Consider the following 26305-nt stretch of genomic DNA (forward strand, 5'->3'; position numbering starts at 1 on the left):
GGCGCGGAATTCGGCGCCCGTGAGGCCCGGTTCGCAGAGACGTCCAGTGATGCCCAGGGCACCTCCCGGGCAGGGGGCTCCGCCCCTTCGGAGCTGCCCTGGCCCTTCCGCCAGAATTGGTCGCCATGGACTTCTCCACGCCTTCGTGCGTCCTGGGCAGCGACGGCCTCTGCGCGCCCCACACCGGCCGCGGCCACGCCCCGGACGCCTTCGTCGAGATCGGTTCCCTGACGAAGGCGCTGACCGGGACGCTGCTCATGCGGCTGGCGGCGCAGGGTGTCGTCTCCGTGGACGACCCCGTCGAGCGGTGGCTCGCGACACCGGCGGGTACGGGCATCACCTTGCAGCAGCTGCAGGAGCACACCTCGGGTCTGCCCCGTCTGCCGCCTCTGCTGCCGGGGGCGAAGCGCTCGGACCCCTACCGCCCGTTCACCGACCAGGCGCTGCGGGATCTTCTGGCCGCCGGGCTGGACACCCTCGCGGTCGCCCCTCCAGGAGAGAAGGAGGAGTACTCCAACCTCGGATACGCGGTGCTGGGCGCGGCGCTGTCGGCCGCGGCGGGCACTTCGTACATGGATCTGCTGGCGGAGCATGTGCTGCACCCGCTGGGCGTACGGAACGAGGTCACTCATCAGCCGCCGCAGGACCGCAGTCTGGTCGCGACCGGGGTCTTCGGCCGCCGGCTCCGGCCGTGGACGATGACCGGCGCGATCCTCCCCGCGGGCGGCCTGTGGGCGACCCCGCGGGCGGCGGCCCGTATCCTCACCAGCCTGGTGGTGGAACGTGTGCTGGGAGAACCGGCCCCGGCATGGCGGCGGGCGGGCGAACTCGTCTGGCACAACGGCGCCACACGCAACTCCTCGGTCTTCGCCGGCGCCTTCCCCGACGGCCGCTGGATCCTCGTCCACCGCCTCGGCGGCACGTCGGACACGACGGACCGCATGGCCGTCGACCACTTGCGGGGGAAGCGGTGCAGCGGGGGCACCGGCCTTGCCGGCCGCGGAGGCGGGCTGCGGGCCGGGCGCCGGTCCGGGCGCGATGCCGAGCGCCGGTCCGAGGGTTAGGCCGCCACCCGCTCGGCGAGGAAGTCCTCCCAGGTCCGCTGCCCGACCGAGGCGCTCTCCAAGGTCAGGTTCTCGCCCGCGCGGTAGGCGCGGCCGACCTTTCCCGGCATCCGGACGGGCAGCATCATCCGGTGCTTGCCGCGCGCCTGCAGATAGCCGCGGCTCAGGTCGCCCAGGCCGTACACCGTCGGTCCGGTGAGGTCGGGCACCAGGCCCGCCGGCCGGCCGAGGGCCAGTTCCACGAGGCGGGCTGCGACGTCGCGCGCGTCGACCGGCTGCCAGCGGAGGCCGCCCGGGGCGGGCACCACCGGCAGCTTCGCCATCTTCTCCACGACCGTCAGGGCCAGGTCGTGGAACTGGGCGGCCCGCAGCGTCGTCCACGGAATCCCGGATTCCGATATGGCCTGCTCCGCGCCCAGCTTGGCCCTGAAGTAGCCCAGCGGCAGCTTGTCCGCCCCGATGACCGAGATGTACACCAGGTGTTCCACACCGGCACGTTGCGCGGCCCGCACCAGGTGCCGCGTGGCCTCGTCGTCGCCCTTCGGACCGCCCGCGAGGTGAAGGACGGTCTCCACGCCCTCCAGTGCGCCGTCAAGGCCCTCGCCCTTGAGCAGGTCGGCGGAGACGTGCTCGATGCCGCCCCCTGACTCGCCGCCACGCCGGCTGAGCACCCGGACGGTGCAGCCGGCCTCCCGCAGAAGCGGTACGACGAGGCGGCCGAGCGTGCCCGTGCCACCGGTGACCAGAACGGGGGCGGTCTTCGCGGTCATCTCCGGCATCTCCACCATCTCCCAAGTGCTCGCCCGGGAGATGATCTCCCAGGTCTCTGCCTCTACCTCTGCCTCTATGACCCGCCGCGAAGAAGGAATGTGACAGGTGGACGAAAAAACTTCCCCCGCTTGCGTGACCACGGTGACCGCGCTGTTCGAAGAACACCGGCCCCGCCTGAGGGCCGTGGCCTACCGCATGCTCGGCTCGCTCAGCGAAGCCGACGACGCCGTCCAGGAAACCTGGCTGCGACTGGACCGTACGGACGCCGCCGACATCGACAACCTCGGCGGCTGGCTGACCACGGTGGTCGGACGCGTCTGCCTGAACCTGCTGCGGTCGAGGGAACAACGGCGCGAGGACCCCCTGGACATACGGATCCCCGACCCGGTCATCAGCCGCGAAGACGGTGCCGCCGACGCCGACCCGGAGCAGAAGGCGCTGCTCGTCGACTCGGTCGGGCTGGCCCTGCTGGTCGTCCTGCAGTCGCTCGCCCCCGCCGAACGGCTCGCGTTCGTCCTCCACGACATGTTCCACGTCCCCTTCGACGACATCGCCCCGCTCGTCGACAAGACCCCGGCCGCGACGCGCCAGCTCGCCAGCCGTGCCCGCCGCCGCGTACAGGGCCAGGCCCCGGCGCCCGACCCCGACATCGCCCGCCAGCGCGCCGCCGTCGACGCGTTCTTCGCCGCCGCGCGCGACGGCGACTTCGAGGCCCTCGTCTCCGTCCTCGACCCCGACGTCGTCCTGCGCTCCGACGGCGGCGTCGCCCGCGCCGGCCTGACGGTCGCCGTCCGTGGCGCGAAGACGGTGGCCGCACAGGCGACCACCTGGGGCAAGCTGTCCCCGTTCGTCCGCCCGGTGCTCATCAACGGCGCCGCCGGGGTCGTGGTCGTCCCCCAGAAGCAGCCGGTGTCCGTCATGGCCTTCACCGTCGTGGACGGAAGGATCGCCGCCATCGAGATCCTTGCGGACCCCGAGCGTCTGGGGCGGCTGGACTTGTCGGCCCTGAGGACCGCCTGACGGGTGGACAATGCGGCTGCACGGGCGGACGGGCCGCGGTAGAACCGCTCATTGCTCAAGACGGGCCCTGCCGTCTGCAATATGGCAATGTCCCCTCACAGGAGGGGACATTGTGGGCTACTTGGCGCGTACCTTGCGGCCCTTCGGCGGCTCGCATTCCTGCGCGGCTGCGATGAAGGGCTTGAGTGCGTCATGGAGCTTATTCAGCGAGTCGGGCCCAAGCTCGATCTGGTAATACTGGACAGATGGGACCAGCCTGGTTTCGAATTCGCTGCTTCCGTCCTCGTCATCCTTCGCGGCCCCCACCCGCACTTCCATACCCGGAACTGCGAACGTGTGCAGATGGACGTCCTCGGTCACGTTCGGATCGAGGTCGTCGTAGGATTCGACCTTCACCCATGTCTCCTGGGTGATCGACTGGTCTCCCACTGTCAAAGTTCTGCCTCCCTTCCGCACACCCGGCTCGCCTTGTCGCGATTCGTCCACCTCAATAAATCTGGTGCCCATCAGTGCCCCTTCCCAAGAACAACCAAAGCCTAGCCGCTGATGGGTAGTTACGCTCAATCGGGAAGGCGTCAGGAGGCCCCTGCCGCAATGCCGGCCGCGACACGGGCGACGGCGGAGCGGACAGGGGACGAGGGATGCGCCGCCGGCCCGCCGGTCAGCGCATCCCCCGGGGCTCAGCAGTAGAGGTTGCCGCCCGGAGCCACACCCAGCGTCTGGGCGAATCGCTGGTAGCTGTTCACCCGGCTCTGCACCTGGGCGGGGTTGCGGCCGTCGCACTCCACGGCACCGTTGATGCTGCGGATGGTCTGCCCGAATCCACTGCTGTTGACCATCGCGTCGTGCGGCGTCATGGTGCCGGGGCCGCGCTGGGTGTTCCAGTACCACAGGGCGGTTTTCCAGGAGACGGCCGCGTCGGTCTGGACGAGCGACGGATTGTTCAGCAGGTTGATTCCGAGGGCGTCGCCTGCCGCCTTGTAGTTGAAGTTCCAGCTGAGCTGGAGCGGACCGCGGCCGTAATAGGCGGCCTGACCGGCCGGGCAACCGTAGGGCTGGTTCCGGTCGCAGTAGTGGGGATAGTTGGCCGTGTTCTGCTCCACGATGTGGACCAGGCCCCCGGTCTCGTGGTCGACGTTGGCCAGGAAGGCCGCGGCCTCCTGCCGCTTGACCTGGTCACTGCCGGTACTGGCGAATCCCGGGTACGCGGCCAGCGCCGCGACCAGCCCGTTGTACGTGTAGAACGAGTTCCGGCCCGGGAACATCTGCTGGAACTGGGCCTCCGTCACGGGGAACCTTCCGGTCCCCGGGTTCCCGCCTCCCTGACAGGTGTACGGGTCCCAGTACCACGTGCTGATGAGCGGGTCGTAGCCGGGATTGTCGTGCTCGGCGATGTAGTACCTGCCGTCCGTGTAACGGACGACCGTGCCCGTCGGATACCAGGTGCCGGCCGTCCAGTTGGACGCGTTGTCGCACGGGCCGGCGGCACTCGCCGTGCCGGACGGCACGAGGAGGGCCGCACCGACCAGGGCCAGTACGGCCAGCAGCAAGGTGACGAAGCGGTTTCTTCTCACGGCAGCTCCTGTGGGGTCGGATCACTGAGATGACACTCGCTTGCTGAAAGCGCGACGGGGCCGGCGGAAGGCGCTGCGGCCGTCGCCCTTGCGCAGTGAATAACTCTTCAACTTCGTTGTCAACGACATGCATCATGGGCGGCCAAACCAGGTGCATTTGGCAGCCGGTTCCGGACAACTGTCGCTGCGGGGACTTGCGTCGGCGTCGTCCCGCATGGCACTCATGGACCGAAAGGCGGACGCGTTCCGAAGAAATACCGCTGTCCGTCGACTTCCTGACCGGCGAGCCGTGACGGCTCCGTAATGCCGGTTTCCGGGGCGCTCGCTCCACGGGTCCGTGGAGCACACCCGCCCGCCATTACACCTCGACGAGGAGAGACCATGCGTGGAAGCAGAGCTGTACGCTCCGCGGCCGTTACCCTGGCCGCCGCGGTCACCGGAATTGCCGTCGCCGCGGGCCCGGCGGCCGCCGACGTTCCGATCGGCCAGCCGATGAACGGAAAGATGACCTACTACACCGACAAGGGATTCGGCGCCTGCGGGACCGCCATCGACGCAAATTCCCAGGACCTGGTCGCGGTCTCGCCCTCCTGGTGGACCTCCGCCAATCCCAACAACGATCCTCTCTGCAAGGGCATATCGGTCGAGGTCAGCTACAACGGCAAGACCATCAGAGTCCCGGTCAGGGACAAGTGCCGCTCCTGCGACCGCACCCACATCGACCTCGGCCGGCCGGCCTTCGAGAAGCTGGCACCGCTCGACCGGGGCGTGGTCGACGGCATCACTTGGAAGTTCGTGCGCTGAGCCCAGGGCCCGGGGCCCGTTGGGCGCTGCCCCACCAGGAGGTGGGGTCCGTCTCGTTGGGCCAGGCGATCCGGATACGGCCGGTGGCGGCCCGCAGTCTGCTCTCGCCCAGGGAGCCGGCTGCGAACCGGCTCTTCCCCTTCTGCCGTGGAGCGGCAGCGGGCGCCGTCACGGTCTGTCCGGCGCCTGCCTCCTCCGCCCTCGGCTGCTCGGCCTTCGGATTCCAGTCCTTCAGAGTGTCCTTGAACTCGCGTAAGGTGTTGTTCCATTCGTGCTCGGTCCAGAAGGCACGCTGCTGGGCGTCGGTGGCCGTGGCCCGGGCGTGGACTCCGCCGTCCGCCGTGCCCGGCGTGGACACGGCGGGACCGGTGGCCGGGGTGGCGGCGTACGCCTGAACGACGGGGAGAGCGGCGACCAGACTCGCTGCGGCGAGGCTCATGGTGACGGCATGTCTGCGCAACGGATGCTCCATCCATCTACGGGTGCGGTTGGTGGTGCCCGGACCGTAGGCGGAAGGATTCACCATTCGATTGACGGCCGATCAACGGTCGGCCTTCGCAGCAGGCGCGCGGCCGCTACGGGGGCACTTCACCCCGGGCGGGCTCCGCAGGCGGACGGCGGTGAGCAGCAGTGCCACGCTGTAGGAGCCGACGAAGAACGGGATCAGGCCGAGGCCGAGTTCCTGCGGCATGTGATCCAGCGGCCGGGCGGAGTCCGGGCCGGCCGTTCCGTGCGCGAAGAGCAACCGGGCCCGCCAGGGGTCGTCAGTCGTCCCGTCCGTCCTCCAGCGCCTCGGCCACCAAGGAGCGGAGGTCACGCAGCGACGAGGGCAGCCGGGTCAGCAGCCAGTGCTCCAGGGAGCGGTCCCGGTCGGTCCGGGACGTGGTCCCCTCGGTCACCCGGCCGGCAAAGACGTGGATCACGCGGTCGGCGTCCGTCACCGTGAAGCCGCGGTAGCCCAGCCCCGGAGACGGGGGCTGGGCCCACGGGCCTGCGGGTGGGAGAGCAGCCGTCAGCGCGCGGAATTCCTCGGCAGCCCCGGGATCGAGGCGCCAACGAGGATTGGGGCGACCACTGAACAGGTCCAGTTCCACCAGCACCGGTCCCCCTTCATGCTCTACATGCTCTCCTCACGCTGCTCGGATACGGCCGACGAGGCCCGGCCGGCTCGCCTCGCCTGATGACGTCACCTGATGACGTCACCTGATGACGACCGAGCGTCCGGCATAGAAGTACCCGCAGAAATCACGATAACCCCCGCGGTTGCACGTTTCCGGATTCGTGATCCGGTTACCGCTGTTGTCATAGTCTCGGGCCGGCGTCCGGCCTGGCTTGTGCCCCCAGAAATTTCCGCTGTGGAACCTGTACCAGTGGTAGTCCTGCCCCGGCCAGACAACCAGTGCAGTGAGCCAACGGGGTTTCTCGCTGTCCGGCAGGCACTGGAAGCGCCGGACGAAGCCGTCGGCCAATGCGGCCTGTGTGACGTTCGGACAGGCCATGGTCCCGGTCTGGGCACCGTGCGCCCGGCCGGGCTGGGCGAAGGTGTCGGTGCGGATGTTGCGCGCGTAGTTGTAGCAGTTGTTGTTGGGCTGGACTTGCGGGGTGTTCCAGAAGCCGGGGTTGAACTGGCCGAATTCGATGTAGCAGGTGGCGGCCGGCGCGGTTTCCTGGGCAGTCGTGCGCAGGGGGTGCGCGGGGAGTGCCGGGGACCGGGTCCAGGTCGGCGGCTCGGCCTCGAAGGCGTTGATCTCACCGAGCACCAGCTCGCGCAGGTCATCGCTGAGCGGTGTCTGCTCGTGCTCGGCCAGCCGCGTGTCCGCGTGGCGGGTCATGCCTTCCACGACCCGGCGGGCCAGCTCGGCCGAGCGACCGAGATCACGGGCGCCCAGGGTGCCCAGGGCGAAGCTGCGGGGTAAGGACTCGGGCCAGGGCTCGTCGTCGCTGACAGCCGAGACCACGACCTCGCGATATCCGAGGCCGTCATATCCCGCCCCGGGTATCCCCACCGCTCCTTCCGCCGCATCGGCCACATCCGACAACAGACTTCTCGCCACGCTCTCGTCCGTGATGATCCAGGACGGGTCGGGACGGCCGGAGAAAATACTGATGTCGATGCGCAGCATGCCGATGCTCCTCATCTACTGGGGGACTCGTGCCCCCTGTTGGTAGCATTGTCCAGTGAGCATGGTCAATCACTTGCACAGAAGTGATATCGATCCCCTCCGATTAGCTTTCGGGGCCGCGGTCGATGGATCAGAAAAACCGGCTCGCTTGAATTCTGAATTACCTCACCGATGCCTGTTCAGCGCCTTTACAGGTCGTTTCACTCGGGGAGCCTGCACCATCACGGCCCCGGGACGACCCGGCGCCGGTAGATCGAACGCTGCAGGTGGTCCTTGGTCGGACCGGTGGTACGCCAGCACACGTGCCATTCGTCACGGGAGACGACGTCGAACGTTCCTTCATAGCTGTCCGCCGCACACGCGTGGGAGACCGTCCAGTGCCCCGTGCGCAAGTCCAGCTCGTGGAAGAACCGGCCGTCGGAGAACAGGACCTCACAGGTGCCGTCCGCGGCCGGGAGCAACATCAGGGTGCGGCCTGCCGGGCTCGTCGCACCCTCCCATTGCAGCTCTCCGTCCTCGGTGTGCACCAGCCGACCGTCGTCGGCCTCCCCGAACACCGCCGTGCCGTGGAACGATCCGCTGCGGTCCGCCGCCAGGTCGAACAAGACGCGCTCGACGGTCCAGTCCCCCGTCAGATGAGCCACCGCATCGGACACCGGATACCGACCTGCTTCACTCACCGGCACCGGCGCCGGCTCCGGGCCCGAGGCGTGGACGGAAGATCGGTCGGGAACAGAAAACTGCATCCCCCAATTACACCACCTGCCCCTACCCCATCCCGCTCTGGCGGGTGCCGGGTGAGCAGAGACGGAGGTCGACGGGCACGATCGGGCGGCGATTTCCGCCTCACCCACAAGGGGGAATCCACCGGATCCGCTGTCCGATGATCCGATGCACCGCTTGCATGGACGCGTCACCCAAGAGCTACCGTCCATCAGGAGAGCAACTTGGACCGCCGCGCCTTCCACCGCCGACTGATGTCCTTGGGCAGCTTCGCAGCAGCCGGGACGCTGCTCGGAATGCCGGCCACCGCGACCGCGGGTCCGCGGTACCGGAACGTCCTCTCCCCACCAGCCGGGTCCTCCCGACGGACAGTGGTGGAGTACGAGCTGCCGCCCGCTGAGGAAACGCACGAGATCGTCAAAATGCCGGGCCGGCCGATGGTCCTCGTGTCCCAGATGTCCAACAGCCGGCTGGTGAAGCTCCAGCTGGACACCCGCACCGAGCAGGTGACAGACGTCAAGGCGTTCCCGCTCGGCTCCTCCGACGCGATGCTGCACGGGCTGGCGGTCTCCTCGCGCCATCCCGGGCGGATCTGGGCCACGCACGAGGGCGCCGACCGGCTGCTCCTGGTGGATCCCCGGGCGGATTCCCTTGAGGCCGCCCCGCGCGTCGAACGTGAGATCGCCGTTCCGGGCGGCGGCCGGGGGCCGCACTACGTCAACGAGTACGGCGACACCTTGTGGGTGACCCTGAAGGGGAGCGACCAGGTGCTGGCCCTGGACCACACGCGTCCTGGCCGCCACCGCCTCTTCGATGCCGAGCCCCACCCCATCTTCGCCGCACAGCACCCGGTCAGCGGGGACTTCTACGTCAGCCAGGACGGTGCGAGCTCGCTGCTGCGCATCGACCCGCGCAGCGGACGCACCTCCCAGATCCCCGTTCCGGCGGAGCGGGGCAGCACCCCGGTCGGCCTGATCAGCGGCCCCGGCGGCATCTGGGTGGTGCTCCTCGGCACCGCGAAGGCGGGGACCGGCACCTTCGGGCGGATCGCCGCGGACGGACAGATCGTCTGGCACCGGCTGGGCAACCCGCTGGGCCAGTCGGCGTCGCTGCTGCACCTGGCCTTCGACCCGCCGGGCACGGCGCGGGAGCCCGGACTGTGGCTCCTGGCGTCGACGATCGTCTCCGAGCAGGCCCGCGACCTCATCATCCGGGTGCGGTTCGACCCGTCCTGGGCACGCGTCACCGGCGAGGAGTACGCGGCGCTTCCGACGCAGTTGTGCAAGGCGCACCGCCTGCTGCCGCTGGAGAACAGCGTGCTCGCCACCGAACTGACGAGTGCCAGGGTGGCCCAGCTGATCAGCGCCCAGCACTGACAGCGGCGATCTCGGAAGGCCCGTGCCCCTCGTGGAAGGGACGGCACCATGCGGGGCAGCAAGGTGGGTGTAACTCGGTGTATGAGATGGCTATTTGAGGACGGAATCAGACCGAGAACGTGTCACGAAAACCGTCCCGAGCGCGATATTTTCGCGAGGGATGGACGGCTTGCCGCCGTCGCCCTTTCAGAAGGGGAGCGCCGAGGGGACGGAAACGCCGACGCCCGCAGGCCGCCGCTGCCGAATACGCCGAATACGTCGGATACGCCGGTGCACCTGACCCGTCCCCTCGCCGTCGTACTTTGCGCAGCTTCCCCCTTCAGGACACCGACACGAAGGAGTACGTTTCTTGACCACTCACCTTCGACATGGCGCCGGCCCGCGGAAGTTACTGGCGCCGATGGCGGCACTGTGCGGGATCATCGGTGCCACCGCGCTCAGTACGAGCCCGGCGGCCGCAGCCGATCAGCGTCAGGCGATCTACGCCATCGCGCACCGGGTCGACACCCTGGACGGTGTGGACGCCGCCCTCAAGCATGGCGCCAACGCCATCGAGATCGACGTCTGTGCCTGGTGGAACCCGAACGAATGGCGCGCTTATCACGACTGTTCCTCGGCCGGTGACAACCGGCGGGGCCCCAGCTTCGACAGCACGATCGACCGTATTGTCTCCCACGCCAACGCAGGGCGCCGGCTGGCCCTGGTCTGGCTGGACATCAAGGACCCGAACTACTGCGGAGAAGCTCCGAACCGTGGGTGCAGCGTCGCCGGACTGCGCGACAAGGCGCAGCGGCTGACGGGTGCCGGGATCCAGGTGCTCTACGGCTTCTACGAGTACCACGGCGGTAGCACCCCGGACGTCGGCGGCAGGGGCTGGAAGAGCCTGGAGGGCAAGCTCGGCAAGCTGGAGGGCATCACGACGACCGGGACCCGCGATCAGGTCCAGGCCGCCTTCAACCGGTCCGGCTCCGGGTTCCCGGCCGGTCGCCGGGCGATGGACTACGGCGACTCCGATATCACCAAGGGGTTCGGCAACTGCACGGAAGCCAGCCGCAACACGTGCGCGGAACTGAAGAAGGGCGCCGGGGACCGTGCGGCCGGCCGGCTCGCGGCCACGCTGTCCTGGACGACCACCTACAACGACCCGTGGTACGTCGACAAACTGCTGGGCGACGCTCGGGTGGACGGCATCATCGCCGGCTACGGCGCCTTCACCGGAGTGCGCGAATACGACGACAGCTGGCAGTGCGCCAACTCCATCAACCTCATCCGTGACTGGGTGAACCGCCACGGCACCACCCACCGCATGGCCACCAGCGGCGACCGCCTGTTCAGGTAGCGGACAGCCTCGGTCCGGGTCCGCACCACCCTGCGCCCATGGGCCCCAGGGGCCCCTCACACCGTCGGCCGGGAGCCCGGCCGACGGCCTTTCCTCAGGAGAGGACGGCCGCGGTCGGGGACGGTGGCCGTCAGGGCTTCGACGGCGGTGGGGTTGAGCAGGTTGATGCGGACGTAGCCGGGATGGCCGTCGAGTTCGAAGTGCCGCTCGTCGAGCGCCAGGAACCAGCGGTGCGGGACGCGTGGCCGGCCAAAGAGGAAGAATCCGGTCTCGACCGGTGTCCAGGCGGCGAGCGCGCCGCTCGCGGTGAGGCGCGCGTAGTTGTCACGAATGTGCCGGACCAAGTCTGCGTTGCCGTGCAGGATCATGAGGTCTGCGGCGTGGTGGGCGAACAGCCGGTCGGAGACGGCGACGTCACCGTGGAGGTTGATGTGCAGGTCGGCGAGCTCCTGGCGCAGCGCGGCGGGCACCAGCAGGTGGGCGCAGCGGTATCCGTGGACGGACAGGTACTTGGTGGGGCACACCATGCGCAGCGTGTGCTCGGCCGGAAGCCGGGCGCTCGCCTCCCCCGGCCTTCCGTCCCAGGGCATGTACTGGAAGGTGCCGTCCACGAACACCAGCGACCCCGTGGCCTGCTGCCACGCCGCGATCGCGTCCAGGACGGCCGTCGGCACCCGGCGCCCCGCGTACCAGACGGGGTCGGTCAGCACGAGGACCGTGGGTTCCTCGGGCAGGCTCAGGTCGAACTCCGGCTGGTACGCGTGCCCGGAGGCCACCGGAACCGGCTCAATACCGAATGCGCGTAAGAGATAGGCCAGTTTGTAGTACACGGGCGCCACGTAGTGGATCCGCCGGTGGCCGTTCACGGCGAGCCAGGTGACGAACGTTCCGAGCACACTGCTCGAACCGCCGGCCGGAACGACATTCCGCTCACCGTAGGCCACCCCGTCATAGCGCTCATGCATGGCGGCGATCTTTGACCGGAGATCCAGGTCTTCGTCCAGACCCGCGTACCGGGTGATGTCCGCCAGATGGCACGGCGCGGTGTGGGCGAGCGGCCCGAGATACCGCCCCACGTGGGGATGGCCGCCGTTGTAGTCGGAAAGGAAGACGCGGGCACCCGGTTGCTGGCGCTCCGCCTCGATGTGTTCGTGCAACTCCAGCATGCGGAACAGCGGAGGTCTCGCCGTTCGTCCCGACCCGGTCTGCATTTTTCTCCTGATGCCGCTTAAGGTCCTGCCGGCCGCCGCCGGACTGCAGGACGCCGGGGCCGGCCTGTCCGCCGCACGCCCGGCCGACAGCGCGCCATGCCTACCCGCAACACCCGCACTTGAACGCGGGACGGCCCGAGGCACGAGCCGGCCTCCCATCGGCCGCCCCACCCGGCCCGCCACCGTGGCCGGCGCTAGCCCGCCTTCACGGTGTCGCTTCCCCGGAGGAACTCGGCTGTGCCCGAGTAGCTCCGGGTGGTGTCCGGAACGGGCGAGCCGCTGGGCTGGGCCTGGAACGCAGGCCGGAAGACGTCGAAGGCCGCGGTGAAGGCCGTCCCCCTGATGAGGACCGGCAGCCCGTCGGCGGTGGTGTGCGCGGTCGTGTTCGACGGCCCCGGAGCGAGCCGCAGCCACCCCACTCCTCCCAGGTAGGGGTTCGGGAGAGCGGTGACCGTGTAGTGCAGGAACGTGAACGGCCGGGCGACCGGGGGGTACTCGTCACCCTTCAGGCACACGGGCCTGCCGTCCACGAGCACGTCCTTGCCCGACCCGAGGAGCGGCTGCGGCGTCATCAGCTCGGGGACCACCAGGGTGGACTTCGGGGCGATCAGCGGATCGAACGTCACCTTGAGCAGGTCGCCGGTCCGGATGACGGAGTCTGCCACCACGAAGGACGATCCTCTCTGCCGGGCCACCTTCGCCGACCGGGCCGGCCGCAGCGAGAGGTCGATTGACCCACGTCCTCCGGCCGGATCGCACGCAGGCGGGCCGGTTGGTCACCACTGCGGGTGCCGGTGATCGGCCTGATGGGTGCCGCGGCGAAGGGGCGGCCGGCAGAGGGGGTACGACTGCATGTGCGACGGCGAACGCCTGCGACGGATGCAGGCGGAGGACACAGGGGATCGGAAACGGGAACAGGAACAGGAACAGGAACAGGAACGGCCTGGCAGTGATCGAAATGGTGGACAGGGCGCTGGAATGGCGCGTCTGTGACGAGTTGGACAAAGCGGGTGAGGGAGACGTCGATGTCGACTTCGGCCCGCCGTCGCGCGACCGTGACCTCGGCGGGAGCGGCCGTCCCACCGTGAGTCTGTACCTCTACGACGTGCGGGAGGACCTGGACCGCCGTCAGAACGGCACGGTCGTCCACCACGACGACCTGCGCCGGCGGCCGGACGGCACGCTGGTCCGGATCAAGAGCTACGAGCACGACCCGCCCAGGTACGCGCAACTGTCCTACCTGCTGACCACCTGGGCCACGGACGTGGCGAGCAGCCATCTCATGCTCGGCGTGCTGCTCGTGGGGCTGGCACGGAACCGCATCCTGCCCCTGCGGCTCCACCCCGACCTGGAGGTTCTGGACCTCTCGGCCATGATGGACGTGGGAGGCCCGATGCCCGGGGGGCAGGGCATCGGTGACCTCTGGGGCGGCCTGGACCACGTCGTCGTGCCGTCCCTCAACGTCACGGTGTCCCTGCCGCTGCTCACGTTCCTGCCCCTCAAGGGGCTCGACCACCTCGTCCGGCACCCGCCCGACGTCCGTCTCCGCACCAAGCGCCTCCAGGAGCGGGCCCCGCGCGCCGAGGCCGAGAGGAGCGCGACCGGTGAGTGAGCTCACCGGCACCACGGCCCCGGCCCGTCCCCCGGCCGGCCGGCCGCCGGCGCCGGACCCACTGGCCGCGCGTCTGGCCCTGCTCCGGTCCCGCGTGCTCCGGGCCGTCGCCGAACGGGCCGCCGCGGACCCGGAGGCCGCGGACGACCCGCTGCGAGGGCTGTACATCTCCGACGAGTCGGCGTTGCGGCTGCTGGACCTTCCGGCGGGTCCGCTGCTCCCCGATCCTCACGAGGAAGAACAGGCACGGGAGATCGGTGCTCCGGCGCGGCTGGCCGCCGTGGCGGCGGCGTTCGGCCTTTCCGCGCACGACACCGACCTGTTGCTGGTGGCGCTCGCTCCCGATCTGGACCCCCGGCTGGAGCGGGCCTACGCCTACCTCAACGACGACGTGTCCGCCCGGCGCGCCACCACGGGCCTGGCCCTGCGGCTGTGCGGGTCGGCGCAGGGCAGCCTCCAGGGCCGCGCGGCGCTGGCGCCGGAGGGCCCGCTGCGGTCCGGTGGGCTGCTGGTGGTCGAGGACGACGGGCAGCCCTACGCAAGCCGTCCGCTGCGTGTGCCCGACCGCGTCACCGACCACCTCCTCGGCCGCGACACGCCACCGCCGGGCCTGGCCCGTCACCTTCTCGGGAGCTCCCGCGCACCGGGCCGGGTACCGGCGCCCCTGCCGGACGCCCTCACCGGCGTGGTCACCCGGCTGGCCCGGGCCGTCACGCGGCCGGGGCTGGTGTACGTGCGGGACCGGCACGGCGGCCCCGGGCCGCTGGTCGCCGAGTCGGCCCTGCACGAGAGCGAAAAGGGTGTGCTCCGCGTGTCCCTGCCGTCCGGCGCGGACCCGGAGGAGACAGGCGGGCTGCTGCGTGCGGCGCTGCTGGAGGCCCGGCTGACCGGCAGCGGCCTGGTGCTGGAGCACGCCGAGGCGTTGGGCGACGACCCCACCGCCGTCCGCCGGGCGATCGAGCCGCTGACCGCGCTTGGTGTCCCCGTGGTGCTGGTGGGTCACCGGCCGTGGGACGCCCGGTGGGCGGTCGCGCTGCCTCTGTCACTGGACTGCCCCACGCTGCGGGAGGCGGACCGGGCGCGGCTGTGGCGCCGGGAGTTGTCCGCCGGGGACCGCGGGGTTGCGGGAACGGCGGGAGGTGTTCCCGAGGCCGCCGTGACGGCGGTGGCCCGGTACCGGCTCTCGCCGGGGCAGATCCGCGCCGCCGCGGAGGCAGCCTGCCGCCGGGCGGTGGCCGACGGCGGAGAGGTGGAGGCCGGAGACCTGGCCGCGGCCGCCCGGGCATCCGCCGGAGGAGCCCTCGGGCGCTTCACCCGGCGGGTGGTTCCCGCCGTGTCCTGGGCCGACCTGGTGCTTCCCGAGCCCACCGGGAGCCTGGTGCGCGATGTCGCCCACCGTGCACGGCACCGCGACAGGGTGCTCGGCGCGTGGCGGATGCGTCCCGGCGGAGGCCGCGGCCAAGGTGTCACGGCGCTGTTCAGCGGGCCTTCGGGGACCGGCAAGACGCTCGCGGCCGAGGTGGTCGCCGCGGAGCTGGGCCTGGAGCTGTGCGTGGTGGACCTGGCCGCTGTGGTCGACAAGTACGTGGGAGAGACGCAAAAGCACCTCGACCTGGTCTTCCAGGAGGCCGAGACCGTGGACGCGGTCCTGCTGTTCGACGAGGCGGACGCGGTGTTCGGCAGGCGGTCGGCGGGGCGGGACGCGCAGGACCGTCATGCCAACAGCGAGACGGCGTACCTGCTGGCGCGCCTGGAGACGTTCGACGGCGTGGCCGTCCTCACCACGAATCTCTACGCGCACCTCGATCCCGCGTTCCTGCGCCGGTTCGACGTGGTGGCGCACTTCCCGGCCCCGGGGGCGCAGGAGCGGCGTGCCCTGTGGGACCGCTGTCTGGGCGGGCTGCCCCGGGCGGAGGACCTGGACCTGGACCGGCTGGCGCGCGGATTCGACCTGCCGGGTGGTGCCATCCGCTGCTGTGCCGTCACGGCCGCCTACGGTGTCGCCGTGACGGGTGGTCCGGTCACCACGGAGGACCTGTTGTCGGCGGTACGGGCCGAGTACGCGAAGCTGGGCCGCCGCTACGTCGAGGAGACGGAGACCACCGGGCCGCGGCCGGGGCCGGGGCCGGCGTACAGGCGGCGGCCCGGCGGCGGCTGAGCTCCGCCGGGCCCCGGGTGAGGTGTGGCTCAGCCGGTCTTGGCGGGTTGTCCGGCGATCTGGGTGATCTGGAAGTGGACGAACTCGGCCGGACGCACGGGCGCCACCCCGATGTCACAGATGACCTTGCCCAGGTCGATGGTCGAACTGATGTTGTTCGTCCGGTCGCACACGACGAAGAACGCCTCCTCCGGCGTACGCCCCAGCAACGCACCCTGACGCCACTGATCCGTCAGAAAACTCGTCACCGAATGACGCAGAGACGCCCACAGACGATCATCATTCGGCTCGAACACCGCCCACGTCGACGACAACCGAATCGACTCCGCCAGAAAACACACCAACCGCCGCACGTTCAGATACACCCAGTCGCGGTCCTTCGACCGGGTTCTGGCACCCCACACGAGGAGCCCCTGCCCGGGGAAGACGCGCAGGCAGTTCACGCCCATCTCGTTCAGCCGCCCCTGGGCCAGGTCGGTCAGCAGGACCGGCATGTCGAGGACGCCGCGCAGGTTCTGGTTGGCGGGGGCCTTGAACACCCCGCGCTCGGTGTCCGTCCGCGCCCACACCCCGGCGACGTGGCCACTGGGCGGCACCGTGCGGTCCACGCCGTCGACGCCGGGTACCCGGATCCACGGGTAGTAGTAGGTGGTGAAGGCCGCGTCGCTCCCCTGGGCGGGCTGGTCTTTGAGGAACGTCTCGACATCGGTCGGTTTCTTTCCCGGCGGCGGTTCGAAGATCCCGACGCGGTTGCGCATCGTCACGCAGTGGGCCACCGCCTTGCCGATGAGCGTCTTGCCATCGGCATCGACGGGTGGCGGAAGAGTCTCCTCCTCGCTCACGTCCGTGGTCATGTCCCACAGGCCCGGAACGGCCACCATCGACACCTCGGGAACCGTCTGCAGGCCGGCGAGCCCCTTCAGGGGCCGGTCCGCCGAGCCCTCCAGCCCTCCCACCCCTGCGGCGACGACCTTCTTCGCGGGATCGGTGAAGCCGACGACGTAGCACGTGCTGCCCCCGTTGGCGAAGAAGCCGTACACCGCCTCGGCCAGTACCATGCACCGCTCGGCGATGCGGATGCCTCTGCGCGCCTTCTTCTTGTCCTCCTCGGCTCCCGCCTGGGAGAGCGCTTTCTTCTGCTTGGCGAGCTCGTCGGCCACAGCCGTGATGTTGTAGCGCTCGGTGAACTCCTTCCAGCTGTCCATCCGCTGCGGAGCCCGCCGCTCCTCATCGGTGAACGGCAGCAGCGTCTGCTCACCGATCGCGTTGAGCTTCTTGGTGTACCCGACGAACGCCGGGACCGATGTACTCACCCCGGTGATGGTCCGCACGCCGCTGGGGCGCTCGGTGACGTAGACGCCGGGCGCCTTCGCTGTCGTCATGACTCTTCCGCCTTGCCGGCCGACTACTCGACCCTGATGTCCTCATAGGTGATGGTGACTTGCTCGGTGGCACTCTTCGAGTCGGCCGCGCCGAGCGCCGGCCCCTCCCACCGGGAGGCCCAGGCGTTGGTGAGGTGAATGCGCCGGACGGTGTTCTTCCGGGCGTCCTTCAACGAGATGGTGATGTTCTGCCGCGCGCTGTCGAGATCGGCGTTGACCATCGTGGCCTTGATCCAGTCCGTGAACGCCGTGCTCTTGTCCATGCCACGGGTGATCGTGATCTCCCCGGTGCGGCGAGCCCCCGGCTGCTTGCGCACGACCAGCTCCCCGGTGGGTGACACCTGACGCGTTTCCACGACGTCCTGTTCGAGGGTGAGACCGGAGATCTCCTGGACGGTCTCCACCTGGAACTTGCCGAGTTCGATGCCGAAGCAGTTGCTGCTGAAACTGTCGCCTGTCAGCACGGGCGTCGCTCCTGTTCGTAGAGTCAGCCGGTCTTGGCGGGTTGTCCGGCGATCTGGGTGATCTGGAAGTGGACGAACTCGGCCGGACGCACGGGCGCCACCCCGATGTCACAGATGACCTTGCCCAGGTCGATGGTCGAACTGATGTTGTTCGTCCGGTCGCACACGACGAAGAACGCCTCCTCCGGCGTACGCCCCAGCAACGCACCCTGACGCCACTGATCCGTCAGAAAACTCGTCACCGAATGACGCAGAGACGCCCACAGACGATCATCATTCGGCTCGAACACCGCCCACGTCGACGACAACCGAATCGACTCCGCCAGAAAACACACCAACCGCCGCACGTTCAGATACACCCAGTCCCGGCTCGTGGAACGCGTGCGGGCGCCCCACACCACATGCCCTTGTCCGGGAAGGGTCCGCAGGCAGTTCACGCCCTTGTCGTTGAGCTCGCCCTGCAAGTCGTCCGTGAGCGCTTGCGTCAGCCCCGTCACGTCGCGCAGCACCTGGTTGGCGGGAGCCTTGAACACGCCGCGCTCGGCGTCCGTCCGCGCCCACACCCCGGCGACGTGGCCGCACGGCGGTGCGGCGCGGGCGTCATCGCCGGGGGCGGGCACCGAGATCCACGGATAGTAGAGGGTGGTGAACGCGGCGTCGGGGTCGGTGGTGCCGAGGTTGGTGAGGAAGTCCTTCACACCGGCCACGTTCGTGTCCGGCGGGGCGTCGAGCACGGCGAGCCTGTTCCGCATCTGCACACAGTGGGCGACGACGAGCTGCATGCACTGGGCGCCGTACTGCTCGTCCGTGTCGTCGGTCCACAGGTCGGGCACGGCCACCATCGCCACTTCCGGAACCGTCCGCAGGCCGGCGAGCCCGGTGCGGTCGTCCTCGTCGCCGGGCAGGGCGGTGAAGAGGGGCTTGGTGTGGTCGAGCCGGACGATGTAGCAGGAGGTGCCGCCGTTGGCGAAGAATCCGGAGACGGCGTCGACGAGCCGCCAGGCCTCGGCCTGATCCAGCCTCTTCACCGTCTCGTCCCAGTACTCGGATTCGCTCCCGCAGTCGGTGTACCGCTGCCCGGTGCAACCCCATTGTGCGTAGGCATCGCACGCCTCCGAGGGGATGCCCTGCTCCAATTCCTCGAGTCTGGACCGGCTGTGAGGGTCCAGTTGCTCGCGCCAGCTCTGGCTTTTGAGGTAGTACAGCTCTTCGTTTCCCTCTTCGGGCAGCAGCGCGAGCAGGTGGCCGTAGACGCGTTCGTACTCACCCCGAACACGTTCCAGTTCTTCTTCGGCCCGCTCCTGGTTGTCCCGAGCCTCGGAGAGCCCGTACGGCACCCAGAACGACTCGACGAACTCCTGCCGTCCCCGCACCAGGACCGGTTTTCCGGAGAGTTGGCCGTCCGGCGCCTTGAGGGTGTAGCCGAGGAACGCGGGGGTCGACGTTCCCACGCCGGTGATCGTGCGCGTTCCGCTCGGCAGTTCCTTGACGAAAACCCCTGGAGCCAGCGGTGTTGGGGACATGCGGTACTCGCCCTTCTCCCGGCAGGGTCCCAGCAAAGCATCAGATATGCCATATTCCCGGGCGGCTTGCCGCGTTCCCCGTGGTTCACCCTGACGCACCAGGCTGATCACCGGAGAAGACCGTGCAGACGACCTGCCGCACGTCGACTCCGATGACCCGCTCGTCGGCGCGGACGGGAGCAACGGTGTCCGCCTCCACCACGGCCGACCCGCCGGTGTCCGCGGCGTACAGGCACGAACGCACCGGGTGCGGTGCGAGACCGCCCAGAGCCGTGCCCAGCGGCAGGGTGCAGCGGAGCGTGCCGGTCGGCGCGTCGACGACCTGCACAGCGCCGCTGGTCTCGCCCGTCACGTACACCTCGCCCCCGTCGGCCGAGACGGCGATGTGCTCGGCGGTGCCGAGTCCCGCCGCCCAGGGGTGGACCGGTACGGGAGCGCCCAGGGCAAGCCGGTGAAGCTGTCCCTTCCGGGCGTGGAGGGCCTCACGTCCGTCCGGCCGGAACCCCACGGCTCCGGTGGTCTTCTCCGTGGTACTTCCCGCCATCCGGGGTCGGGCCGGGTCGGTGAGATCCACGAGGTGCACACCCTTGTCCTCGGTGGCGACCAGGCCGTACCCGCCGGACGGGTGCAGCGCCAGCGCCCACGGCTTGCCGGGCAGCGGGAGCCGCCCGGCCCGGCGTTCGACGGTGGCCGCCGGGCCGCCGGGCACCTCCAGGACGTGCAGGGCGCTGTCCGCCTGCCCGTCGGGGCACAGGAGAAGCACATGATCCGGGTTTCCCGGTCGTACGGCCAGGTCACGCGCCGGAGGGACGCCGCTGACCGTGGCGGTCACCACGGGGCTGTCGGGTGCGGCCAGGGAGACGACCCACAGCAGTCCGGCGCCGCCGGTGCCGTGACCCGCCACGTATCCGTGCGGTTCGCGCGGGTGGAGGGCGATGGCGGCGGCGATGCCTCCCGTCAGGGTGACGCTGCTCCCCGCGGCAGGCCGGGCAGGGTCGGTGAGGGTGGCTACGCGCAGGAGTTGACCGCCCTGGTCCGGACCCACGACGTAGGCGCGTCGGCCGTCCCGGGCGAGGGCGAGCCCGGCCGGCTGCGCCATGAGTGCGAGTTTCTGGCCGTCGTCGGAGCCGGTGAGCTTCACCGGGCCCAGGCCGTCCCGGCGCAGCAGGTAGGCGTAGGGGGCCGAGGGGTGGACGGCGACCGCGCGAGGGGGCTCGGTATCGGTGGTGTCCCGGAGCTGACCGGTGAACTCCGGGGTCCGGCGCAGCAGCGTGACCGTACCGTCCCGGTGCGCGACGTAGGCGCGCATCCCGTCCGGGGCGCACGCCACGCCCCTGGGGTCGGGGGCGACGGGCAAGGTGGTGACGTCCAGGCCCGGGAGGGCGAGGCAGTGCACGGCCGGCGCCTTGGCCGAGCGGTCGGTGACGTAGAGGTACCGGCCGTCGGACGTGCACGCCGCTTCCCAGGGGCGTGAGTCGTCCTGCTTCTTCACGGGGACGGTGGTGATGCCGCCCCCGTACACCGCGACGGTCCCCTTCGCGTACTCGGTCACGTACAGGGGGCTGTTCTCACCTGCGGCTGCGATCGTGTAGGGCTTGTTGTCGAGAGGGACGGGGCTGCTGACTGACTTGGCCTTGAGGCGGTTGGCGTCGTCGAGGATGACGGTCACGAGCTCTGGTTTGGGGTTCTTCTCCGGCCCTTCGGAGACGAGGTGGATGACGGTGTCGCCGTCGCAGACGATGCCGCGGGGCCGTTTGACGGTGACGTCTCGCACCACTTCCATGGGCGTGTCCTTCGTCGCCGGTACTTTCACGCCGTAGAGGGCGTCGCCCTGCAGGTCGGTCGCGTAGAGGTATTTCCCGTCCTTCGAGAGCGCGAGCCAGGAAGGGACGTAGATATTCGGGCCCTTGGTGTTGACCTCCAGCCAGCAGGTGAACTCGGCGGAGTGGTCATCCTTCAGTGAGAACTGCGCCACCTTCCCCTTGTCGGTGCTGGAGACGTACAGGGTTTTCCCGTCGGGGCTGAGCACCAGTGCGTGAGGAAGGGTGAGGTCGTCGCGTCTGATGCTCTTGTGGTGACTCCACCTCGCGCCGTTCTTCTTCAGGACGGAGACTCTCTCCTGGATGCCGGTGCTCATGTGGTTGGCGACATAGAGGAACTCCCCCTTGGTCCGGTCCGGGAACAGGGAGACCCCGATCGGCGCCGAGAACCGTCCGTCCGCCGCCGCGACCTGCTGAACGTTCTTCCACGTGGTGCCGTCGTACTGCAGGACCGAGAGCGTGCCCTTCTGCTCCCCGGGCGCCGCCCCCTCCGTGTCGGTCACGAAGAGCATGCCGTCGCCGGCTGCGATCCCGTACGGCTTCTCGCACCGCACCGTCTTCTTCTCGATCGTGTGCAGCTTCCTCTTGGCCGCCCCGCCCAGCAGGTCGACGCGCGACACCGTGCCCGCGCCCGCATCAGCGGTGAAGGCGTACGTGCCCTCGGGGGTGACGGCGACTCCGTGGGGGGCGGCCGTCGTTCCGATGAGGGTGGTCTCGCACGTCACCGTGCCCGGGGTCCCGAGGTCACCGCCCGCCTTCGGGCGCAGCGTGAACAGGTGGCCCGTGGCCGGGCTGGTCACGCACGCGAACGTGGGCTTTCCGGTCGGCGTGCCGGTCGCGATGGACCAGGGTCTCGCGGCGTCCACGGGCAGTGGCAGTTCCTTCGCCGTCGCGGGTGGCCGGGTGACGTCGTGCACCGCTACGCGCTTGGCCGCCGAGTCGGTGGCGCAGGCCCACCGGCCGTCGGGTGTCAGGGCCACGGAGAGGGGACGCGAGGAGGACCCCGTGCCGTACGCGGCTCCCTTCGCCGGGGTCGCCCGGACGGTGATCAGCCGGCCGGTCGCCTGGTCGGTGAGATGGGAGTAGGCGCCGGAGGGGCCGAACACCACCGACGCGGGTACCCCGCCCAGCCGGACGTCCCGTCGGGCGCCGGTCCGCAGGCGGCCGTCGCTTCCCGGGCCGGCCAGATGGACCGCCGACACCGCACCGGTGACCCTGCTGACGACGTGCAGCAGCCGGCCGTCCGGCGCGAACGCCGCCGCGGACGGCTGGAGGCCGACCGGCAGCTCCGTGAACGGCCCGGGGGTACCGGTCGTCCGGTTCAGCAGGGCCACCGAGACGGAGGCGGAGCCGTGGTTCACCACGCACAGCCGGTCCCCGGCGGGTGCGACCAGGACGGCGAGCGGTTCGGCGCCCACGGCGAACGAGCCGGTGACGCCCGGGCTGTCCTGACGCAGGTCCACCACCGCCAGCCGTCCGCCGCCCGGCTGGCCCTCCGCCCGGTAGGACGCGTACGCGAAGCCGCCGTCCGGTGAGACAGCCAGCGCCAGGACGGGGCCGGGCAGGGCCGGTTCCGGCCGGAGGGGCAGCGGGTTGCCCGGATGGCCGATGTCGATGACCGTCAACGGCGCGGAGGGGTCCTCGCACGCGACGCACACGCGGGTGGCGCCGGGCGCTCCGGCCACGGCGAAGGGGCCCCCGCCCGTGGGCACGGGCAACGGCCCGAGACCGTCCGCGTCGTACAGGTGGACGATGTCCTCCGCCCAGCCCGCCACGCAGACCTGACCGGCGTGCAGTCCGGCGGCCACCGCGCAGGGCCGGCCGGGCGCGGGCAGGGGCCGGGCGGCGCCGCCGTGCCCGTCCAGGAGCGACACCGTGTCCGAGGCGTGGTCGCAGACGTAGAGGCGCCCGGCGGCGGGGCCGGACGCCACAGCCGCCACCGCCCGCGGGTTCGTGCCCACCGGCCGGGCTTCCGGCTTCCCGGGCAGCCCTTCGCCGGTCAGTTCCACCGTGGCCAGGGCGTCGGCCGCCCAGTCCACGGCGAGGATCAGCGATGTCCCGTGCGTCATGGCAGAACCTCTCTCACGGCGTCTCGGCCACCGTCACGCGGTGCGCGACGCAGTACACGGTCTGGCGGTCACCGCACGGCACCACGGCGACCTCCCCCGTGGGCCGCCCGCTGCGCGGATCGGCCTCGAACAGGCGCAGGGAGGCGACACGTGCCACTCCCGGTACGCGTTCCAGCACCCGGTAGGGCTCGCCGGCGTGCACGGGCCGCCCCAGCGGCCAGCCGGTGCCGTCCGGTCCACCGTCCACGGGGCTGAACCACCGGTACAGCGCGCGTTCCGCCGCCGCGGCGAGCGCCGCCCGTTCCGCCGTGGTGCGGTAGTCGGTGGGCACCACATGGGCTTCGACACGGATGCCCTGGTAGTCGGGGGTGTCCAGCCACACCGGTACTCCCGCGGGCTGCCGGGCGCGCAGCGCACGCCGCAGCACGTCGCAGGCGTCCTGGCCGGGCGTCAGCATGTGGAACGGGAACCAGCCGCGGTCGTCCGCGGTGACGTACGGCACGACGAGCAGCCGTACGCCCACCTGGAAGGTGCCGCCGCTGGTATCGGTGTAGCCGTCGTCACCGCCGGAGGACTCCTCGGTGTTCCACACCGCCCGGACGCCGTGGACGGGTGGGTCCACGACGCGGATCCGGTCCTTGGGAATGCCGTTGCCCAGGCGGCCCAGGGTGCTGTTGTAGGAGGTGACCGTGACCGGGGTTCCCTTGGCGGGAACCTCTCCGTGCCGGACGGACCGTCCGGCCTCCCTGATCTCCGGGCCGAAGTGCACCTGCCCGGTGGCGGCGTTGATCACGACGTGCTTGCTGTGCTTGTCCGACGCGGCGAAGGACGTCCGGGGTTCCCAGGGCTCGCCGCCCACGAGCACCTTCGGCAGCTCGCCGAGTCTGCCCTCCATCAGGGCGATGGACTCCCCCGGCTCGCCTCCGTGTGGCACCGGTCCGGCTTTTTTCGTGACGTATTGGTCGGCGCGCACCGGGCCGGTGGTCCCGTCGTCGAGGTGGACCGTGTACGTCGTCTTGTCGTTGCCTTTCGGATCGCGGATCTGGAGCGCGAGCCAGGAGCCGCCGGCGCCGGGGTAGTTCTTCCCCCTCACCTTGACGGCGTCCTGGGGCCGGTCGGCGGGGCGGTCGCTGTCCGGGCGCCAGCGGGGGGAACCGGCGAGGGGCAGGGGGTGTGCCAGGGCAGCCGACTTCCCGCCCAGGGTGATGCTGGCGGCTGGTGCGGAGGCGTAGGCGGCCGGTGCCTCGGGGTTCCACCAGGGGACGCCGGTGCGGGGAAGGAAGAGGGAGAGGGCCATCCGCTCGCCCGCGGCCACGGCACGGTTCGGCTTCACCCACAGGGTCAGTTCCTTGAGGTCCACCTCCGCGGGTACGTGGACGAGGGCGAGCACGAGCCCGCCGCCCGTGCGGAACGGTCCGCTCACCGGCCCGTGCGTCAGGAAGTCCCCGGCCGTGAACAGGTCGTGCGCCGCGGTGGCGGCCGGATCGAGGGTGAGCCGTGCCAGGTCCGCCGGGCGGACGGCGCCCCGGGAGGCGGTGCCGTGCGTGGTGAAGACCTTCCCGTCCTCGGTCCTGACCCGGGTCTTGCCGGGGACGGAGGTGACACCGGGTTCCAGCCGGAACCGTACCTGCGTCCTGGCCGGTACGGGCATGCGGTAGTTGTGCGCCGGGTCCAGGGCGTCGTCGGCGTCACCGACGAGGTGGATGCGGGCCATCCCCGCCGAGGCGGCCAGCGCCAGTTCCTCGTAGTCGTGCGGGGTGACGGCACGTTCGGGAACCGGCGAGCCCAGTGGCAGCCGCCGCGCGTACGCCTCGGGGGTCTCCGCCTCCGTTCCCCCGGTGGCGGGTGCGGGGTTGGTGACGGCGGCGACGTACGGCAGCGGGGTACGCAGTGCGGTGATGGTGCGGGCCGGTACGTTGCCGCGGGCGCCACCGCCGGTCAGGTAGCGCGGGGCGCGGACGGTGGCGCCCGGCGGCAGGGGCGCCCCGTGCCGTCGCGGGCCCCGGGCCGTACGGGTGACGGGCGCGAACACCGCCTCCCAGGTGCGGGGGTCAAGGGTGAAGTGCCGGTCGTGGGGGCCGGATCCGGCCAGGGACGGCACATGGACCCACCGCAGGGTGCCGGTGCCGGTGACGGCCTCCACGGCCAGGGTGTCGGCCGCGGGCCGCAGCGGCGGGTGCGTGAAGCGCAGGCGCTCGCCCGGGACGCCCAGGGCCCTGCCCAGGTGCTCGTCGCGGACCAGCAGGGCCTGCACCACGGGCACCTTGGCGGTGAGGACCGGCTGCAGCAGGACTTCCGCGGGGCCGGGTTCCCAGGTGCTCCTGCGCCGGAGCAGCCCGACGTCGCGCAGCCGCCAGGGCACAGCGGGAGCGCCGGGACGGAACAGGTGCAGCCGCAGCTCGGTGGGGGCGTGGTTCGCGGGGAGTTCCAGGGTGACGCGTACGGCTCCGTCCGCGCCCGCGGTCCTCGTCACCGTCCGGCACGGCACCCAGTCGGAGCCCTGCCACGCCTCCCAGACCGCCTCACCGTCCTCACCGTCCTCACCGTCCGGAGCCCCGGTGGGGTCCTGCCACGCGGGTGCGTCGGGGAGCGGGAAGGCGAGGTCCACGGTGATCCGGGTGTCCGGAACGGGCACCGACAGGACGACGAGGACGCCGTCGGCGCCGGGCTCGGGCGGTTCGTCGCCGCCCGTACCGGACGAGAAGTCCCCGAACCAGGGAAGGTTGAGGTGGTACGGAGGCCCGGCGAAGGGCAGACCGCGCGGCTCGACGGTGTCCGGCTGCCCCGGGCCGAACGCGGCCAGTGAGCCCTCCACCGCGCCGTCCGTGGCTCCCGTCTGGGTGAAATCCCCGGCGGTGATGAGGACGCAGGGGTTCACCAGCGCGTCGGTCACCGTGCTGAAGACGACCGGCTCCTCGTCCTCGCGGACGGGGCGGGTGGACACCTCGACGCCGGCGGGGACCGGCACGGGTTCCGGGGAGGGCGCGGCGAGCTGGAAGACCACCTCGGCCCGGGCCGGCGCGGCGCGGTGGGGGTGGACTCCCAGCATCCGCAGCAGCTCCAGCCGGTGCCGGTCGGGACATCCGTTGAGCCGGTCGCGCAGGGCCCCGGTCATGTCGGCGCAGCACTCGATCAGCGCGTGGCCGGGATCGGCGCGGTCCTGCCCGGTCCATGCCGGCAGCAGGGCGCGCACGGCGGCTGCCGCGGCACCGGTGATGTCCGCGCGGCCGCGCCCGTCGATGTCGGGGGTCGGCAGCGTCATGGCGGGACGG

General features: G+C 70.6%; 22 protein-coding genes. 7 read left to right on the forward strand and 15 right to left on the reverse strand.

The features are described 5' to 3' along the window. Positions 1-125: 125 nt before the first annotated feature. Positions 126-1064: a serine hydrolase domain-containing protein gene (locus tag IE182_RS09435; protein WP_190109243.1), complete on the forward strand. Its 939-nt coding sequence runs from the start codon at positions 126-128 to the stop codon at positions 1062-1064. Here the strand turns inward: IE182_RS09435 and IE182_RS09440 are convergent. After that, on the reverse strand, positions 1061-1834 hold the full coding sequence (locus tag IE182_RS09440; RefSeq protein ID WP_190109244.1) for an SDR family oxidoreductase: 774 nt from the start codon (positions 1832-1834) through the stop codon (positions 1061-1063). The genes IE182_RS09435 and IE182_RS09440 overlap by 4 nt on opposite strands. Before the next feature lie 133 nt (positions 1835-1967). Here IE182_RS09440 and sigJ point away from each other — a divergent pair, with 133 nt between their 5' ends. Then, positions 1968-2855 (forward strand): RNA polymerase sigma factor SigJ, encoded by an 888-nt coding sequence (gene sigJ, locus IE182_RS09445; RefSeq protein WP_190109245.1) that lies wholly within the window; start codon positions 1968-1970, stop codon positions 2853-2855. 117 nt (positions 2856-2972) lie between these two features. Here sigJ and IE182_RS09450 read toward each other — a convergent pair whose 3' ends face one another. Together IE182_RS09450 and IE182_RS09455 are read right to left on the reverse strand one after the other, a co-directional pair. Next, the gene (locus tag IE182_RS09450; protein ID WP_190109246.1) at positions 2973-3251 is read right to left on the reverse strand and encodes a hypothetical protein; all 279 of its coding nucleotides are present in this window, start codon (positions 3249-3251) and stop codon (positions 2973-2975) included. A gap of 284 nt (positions 3252-3535) precedes the next feature. Continuing rightward, a complete protein-coding gene (locus IE182_RS09455) occupies positions 3536-4429 on the reverse strand; it encodes a glycoside hydrolase family 19 protein (RefSeq protein WP_190109247.1) in 894 nt (297 codons plus the stop codon). Between the two features lie 381 nt (positions 4430-4810). On the opposite strand from IE182_RS09455, the gene IE182_RS09460 reads away from it, so the two are divergent. Further along, the gene (locus tag IE182_RS09460) at positions 4811-5233 is read left to right on the forward strand and encodes a cysteine/serine endopeptidase inhibitor (RefSeq protein ID WP_190109248.1); all 423 of its coding nucleotides are present in this window, start codon (positions 4811-4813) and stop codon (positions 5231-5233) included. On the opposite strand, the gene IE182_RS09465 is transcribed toward IE182_RS09460, so the two are convergent. The 5 genes from IE182_RS09465 to IE182_RS09485 all read right to left on the reverse strand — a co-directional run bounded on the left by IE182_RS09465 (position 5211) and on the right by IE182_RS09485 (position 8012). Next, complete coding sequence (locus tag IE182_RS09465) at positions 5211-5672, reverse strand: hypothetical protein (RefSeq protein WP_190109249.1); 462 nt, start codon at positions 5670-5672, stop codon at positions 5211-5213. The two genes, IE182_RS09460 and IE182_RS09465, sit on opposite strands and share 23 nt — an antisense overlap. Before the next feature lie 102 nt (positions 5673-5774). Beyond that, positions 5775-5924, reverse strand: coding sequence for a hypothetical protein (locus IE182_RS09470; RefSeq protein ID WP_190109250.1), 150 nt, complete (start codon positions 5922-5924; stop codon positions 5775-5777). Positions 5925-5997: 73 nt separating this feature from the next. Beyond that, a complete protein-coding gene (locus IE182_RS09475) occupies positions 5998-6333 on the reverse strand; it encodes a hypothetical protein (protein ID WP_190109251.1) in 336 nt (111 codons plus the stop codon). A 99-nt stretch (positions 6334-6432) separates the two neighbouring features. Beyond that, complete coding sequence (locus IE182_RS09480; protein WP_190109252.1) at positions 6433-7356, reverse strand: hypothetical protein; 924 nt, start codon at positions 7354-7356, stop codon at positions 6433-6435. Positions 7357-7577: 221 nt separating this feature from the next. Next, positions 7578-8012, reverse strand: a complete 435-nt coding sequence (locus IE182_RS09485; RefSeq protein ID WP_229844684.1) for a DUF6314 family protein — start codon at positions 8010-8012, stop codon at positions 7578-7580. Positions 8013-8516: 504 nt separating this feature from the next. Between IE182_RS09485 and IE182_RS09490 the strand changes: the two genes are divergently transcribed. Both IE182_RS09490 and IE182_RS09495 read left to right on the forward strand, forming a co-directional pair. After that, complete coding sequence (locus IE182_RS09490; RefSeq protein WP_190109253.1) at positions 8517-9455, forward strand: NHL repeat-containing protein; 939 nt, start codon at positions 8517-8519, stop codon at positions 9453-9455. A 400-nt stretch (positions 9456-9855) separates the two neighbouring features. Then, entirely contained in the window at positions 9856-10794 is a 939-nt protein-coding gene (locus tag IE182_RS09495; protein ID WP_190109254.1) for a PI-PLC domain-containing protein, read from the forward strand. A 56-nt stretch (positions 10795-10850) separates the two neighbouring features. On the opposite strand, the gene IE182_RS09500 is transcribed toward IE182_RS09495, so the two are convergent. Together IE182_RS09500 and IE182_RS09505 are read right to left on the reverse strand one after the other, a co-directional pair. Then, the gene (locus IE182_RS09500; RefSeq protein WP_190109255.1) at positions 10851-11960 is read right to left on the reverse strand and encodes an aminotransferase class I/II-fold pyridoxal phosphate-dependent enzyme; all 1110 of its coding nucleotides are present in this window, start codon (positions 11958-11960) and stop codon (positions 10851-10853) included. A 239-nt stretch (positions 11961-12199) separates the two neighbouring features. Beyond that, on the reverse strand, positions 12200-12673 hold the full coding sequence (locus IE182_RS09505) for a contractile injection system spike tip protein (RefSeq protein WP_190109256.1): 474 nt from the start codon (positions 12671-12673) through the stop codon (positions 12200-12202). A gap of 290 nt (positions 12674-12963) precedes the next feature. Here IE182_RS09505 and IE182_RS09510 point away from each other — a divergent pair, with 290 nt between their 5' ends. Together IE182_RS09510 and IE182_RS09515 are read left to right on the forward strand one after the other, a co-directional pair. After that, the gene (locus IE182_RS09510; RefSeq protein ID WP_229844719.1) at positions 12964-13617 is read left to right on the forward strand and encodes a Pvc16 family protein; all 654 of its coding nucleotides are present in this window, start codon (positions 12964-12966) and stop codon (positions 13615-13617) included. Continuing rightward, entirely contained in the window at positions 13610-15775 is a 2166-nt protein-coding gene (locus IE182_RS09515) for an ATP-binding protein (protein WP_190109258.1), read from the forward strand. The genes IE182_RS09510 and IE182_RS09515 overlap by 8 nt, the downstream gene beginning before the upstream one ends. A gap of 29 nt (positions 15776-15804) precedes the next feature. Here IE182_RS09515 and IE182_RS09520 read toward each other — a convergent pair whose 3' ends face one another. The 5 genes from IE182_RS09520 to IE182_RS09540 are packed head-to-tail and all read right to left on the reverse strand — an operon-like array spanning position 15805 to position 26295. Next, positions 15805-17157 (reverse strand): phage tail sheath family protein, encoded by a 1353-nt coding sequence (locus tag IE182_RS09520; RefSeq protein ID WP_190109259.1) that lies wholly within the window; start codon positions 17155-17157, stop codon positions 15805-15807. Between the two features lie 23 nt (positions 17158-17180). Next, the gene (locus tag IE182_RS09525) at positions 17181-17621 is read right to left on the reverse strand and encodes a phage tail protein (protein ID WP_190109260.1); all 441 of its coding nucleotides are present in this window, start codon (positions 17619-17621) and stop codon (positions 17181-17183) included. A 23-nt stretch (positions 17622-17644) separates the two neighbouring features. Beyond that, entirely contained in the window at positions 17645-19255 is a 1611-nt protein-coding gene (locus IE182_RS09530) for a phage tail sheath family protein (protein WP_190109261.1), read from the reverse strand. After that, positions 19230-23033, reverse strand: a complete 3804-nt coding sequence (locus IE182_RS09535; RefSeq protein WP_190109262.1) for a beta-propeller fold lactonase family protein — start codon at positions 23031-23033, stop codon at positions 19230-19232. Before IE182_RS09535 ends, IE182_RS09530 begins: the two co-directional genes overlap by 26 nt. 13 nt (positions 23034-23046) lie before the next feature. After that, a complete protein-coding gene (locus IE182_RS09540; protein WP_190109263.1) occupies positions 23047-26295 on the reverse strand; it encodes a putative baseplate assembly protein in 3249 nt (1082 codons plus the stop codon). Positions 26296-26305 lie beyond the last annotated feature (10 nt).

Origin of the sequence: Streptomyces cinnamoneus, from assembly GCF_014650495.1 — a bacterium.
Taxonomy (GTDB): Bacteria; Actinomycetota; Actinomycetes; order Streptomycetales; family Streptomycetaceae; genus Streptomyces; species Streptomyces cinnamoneus.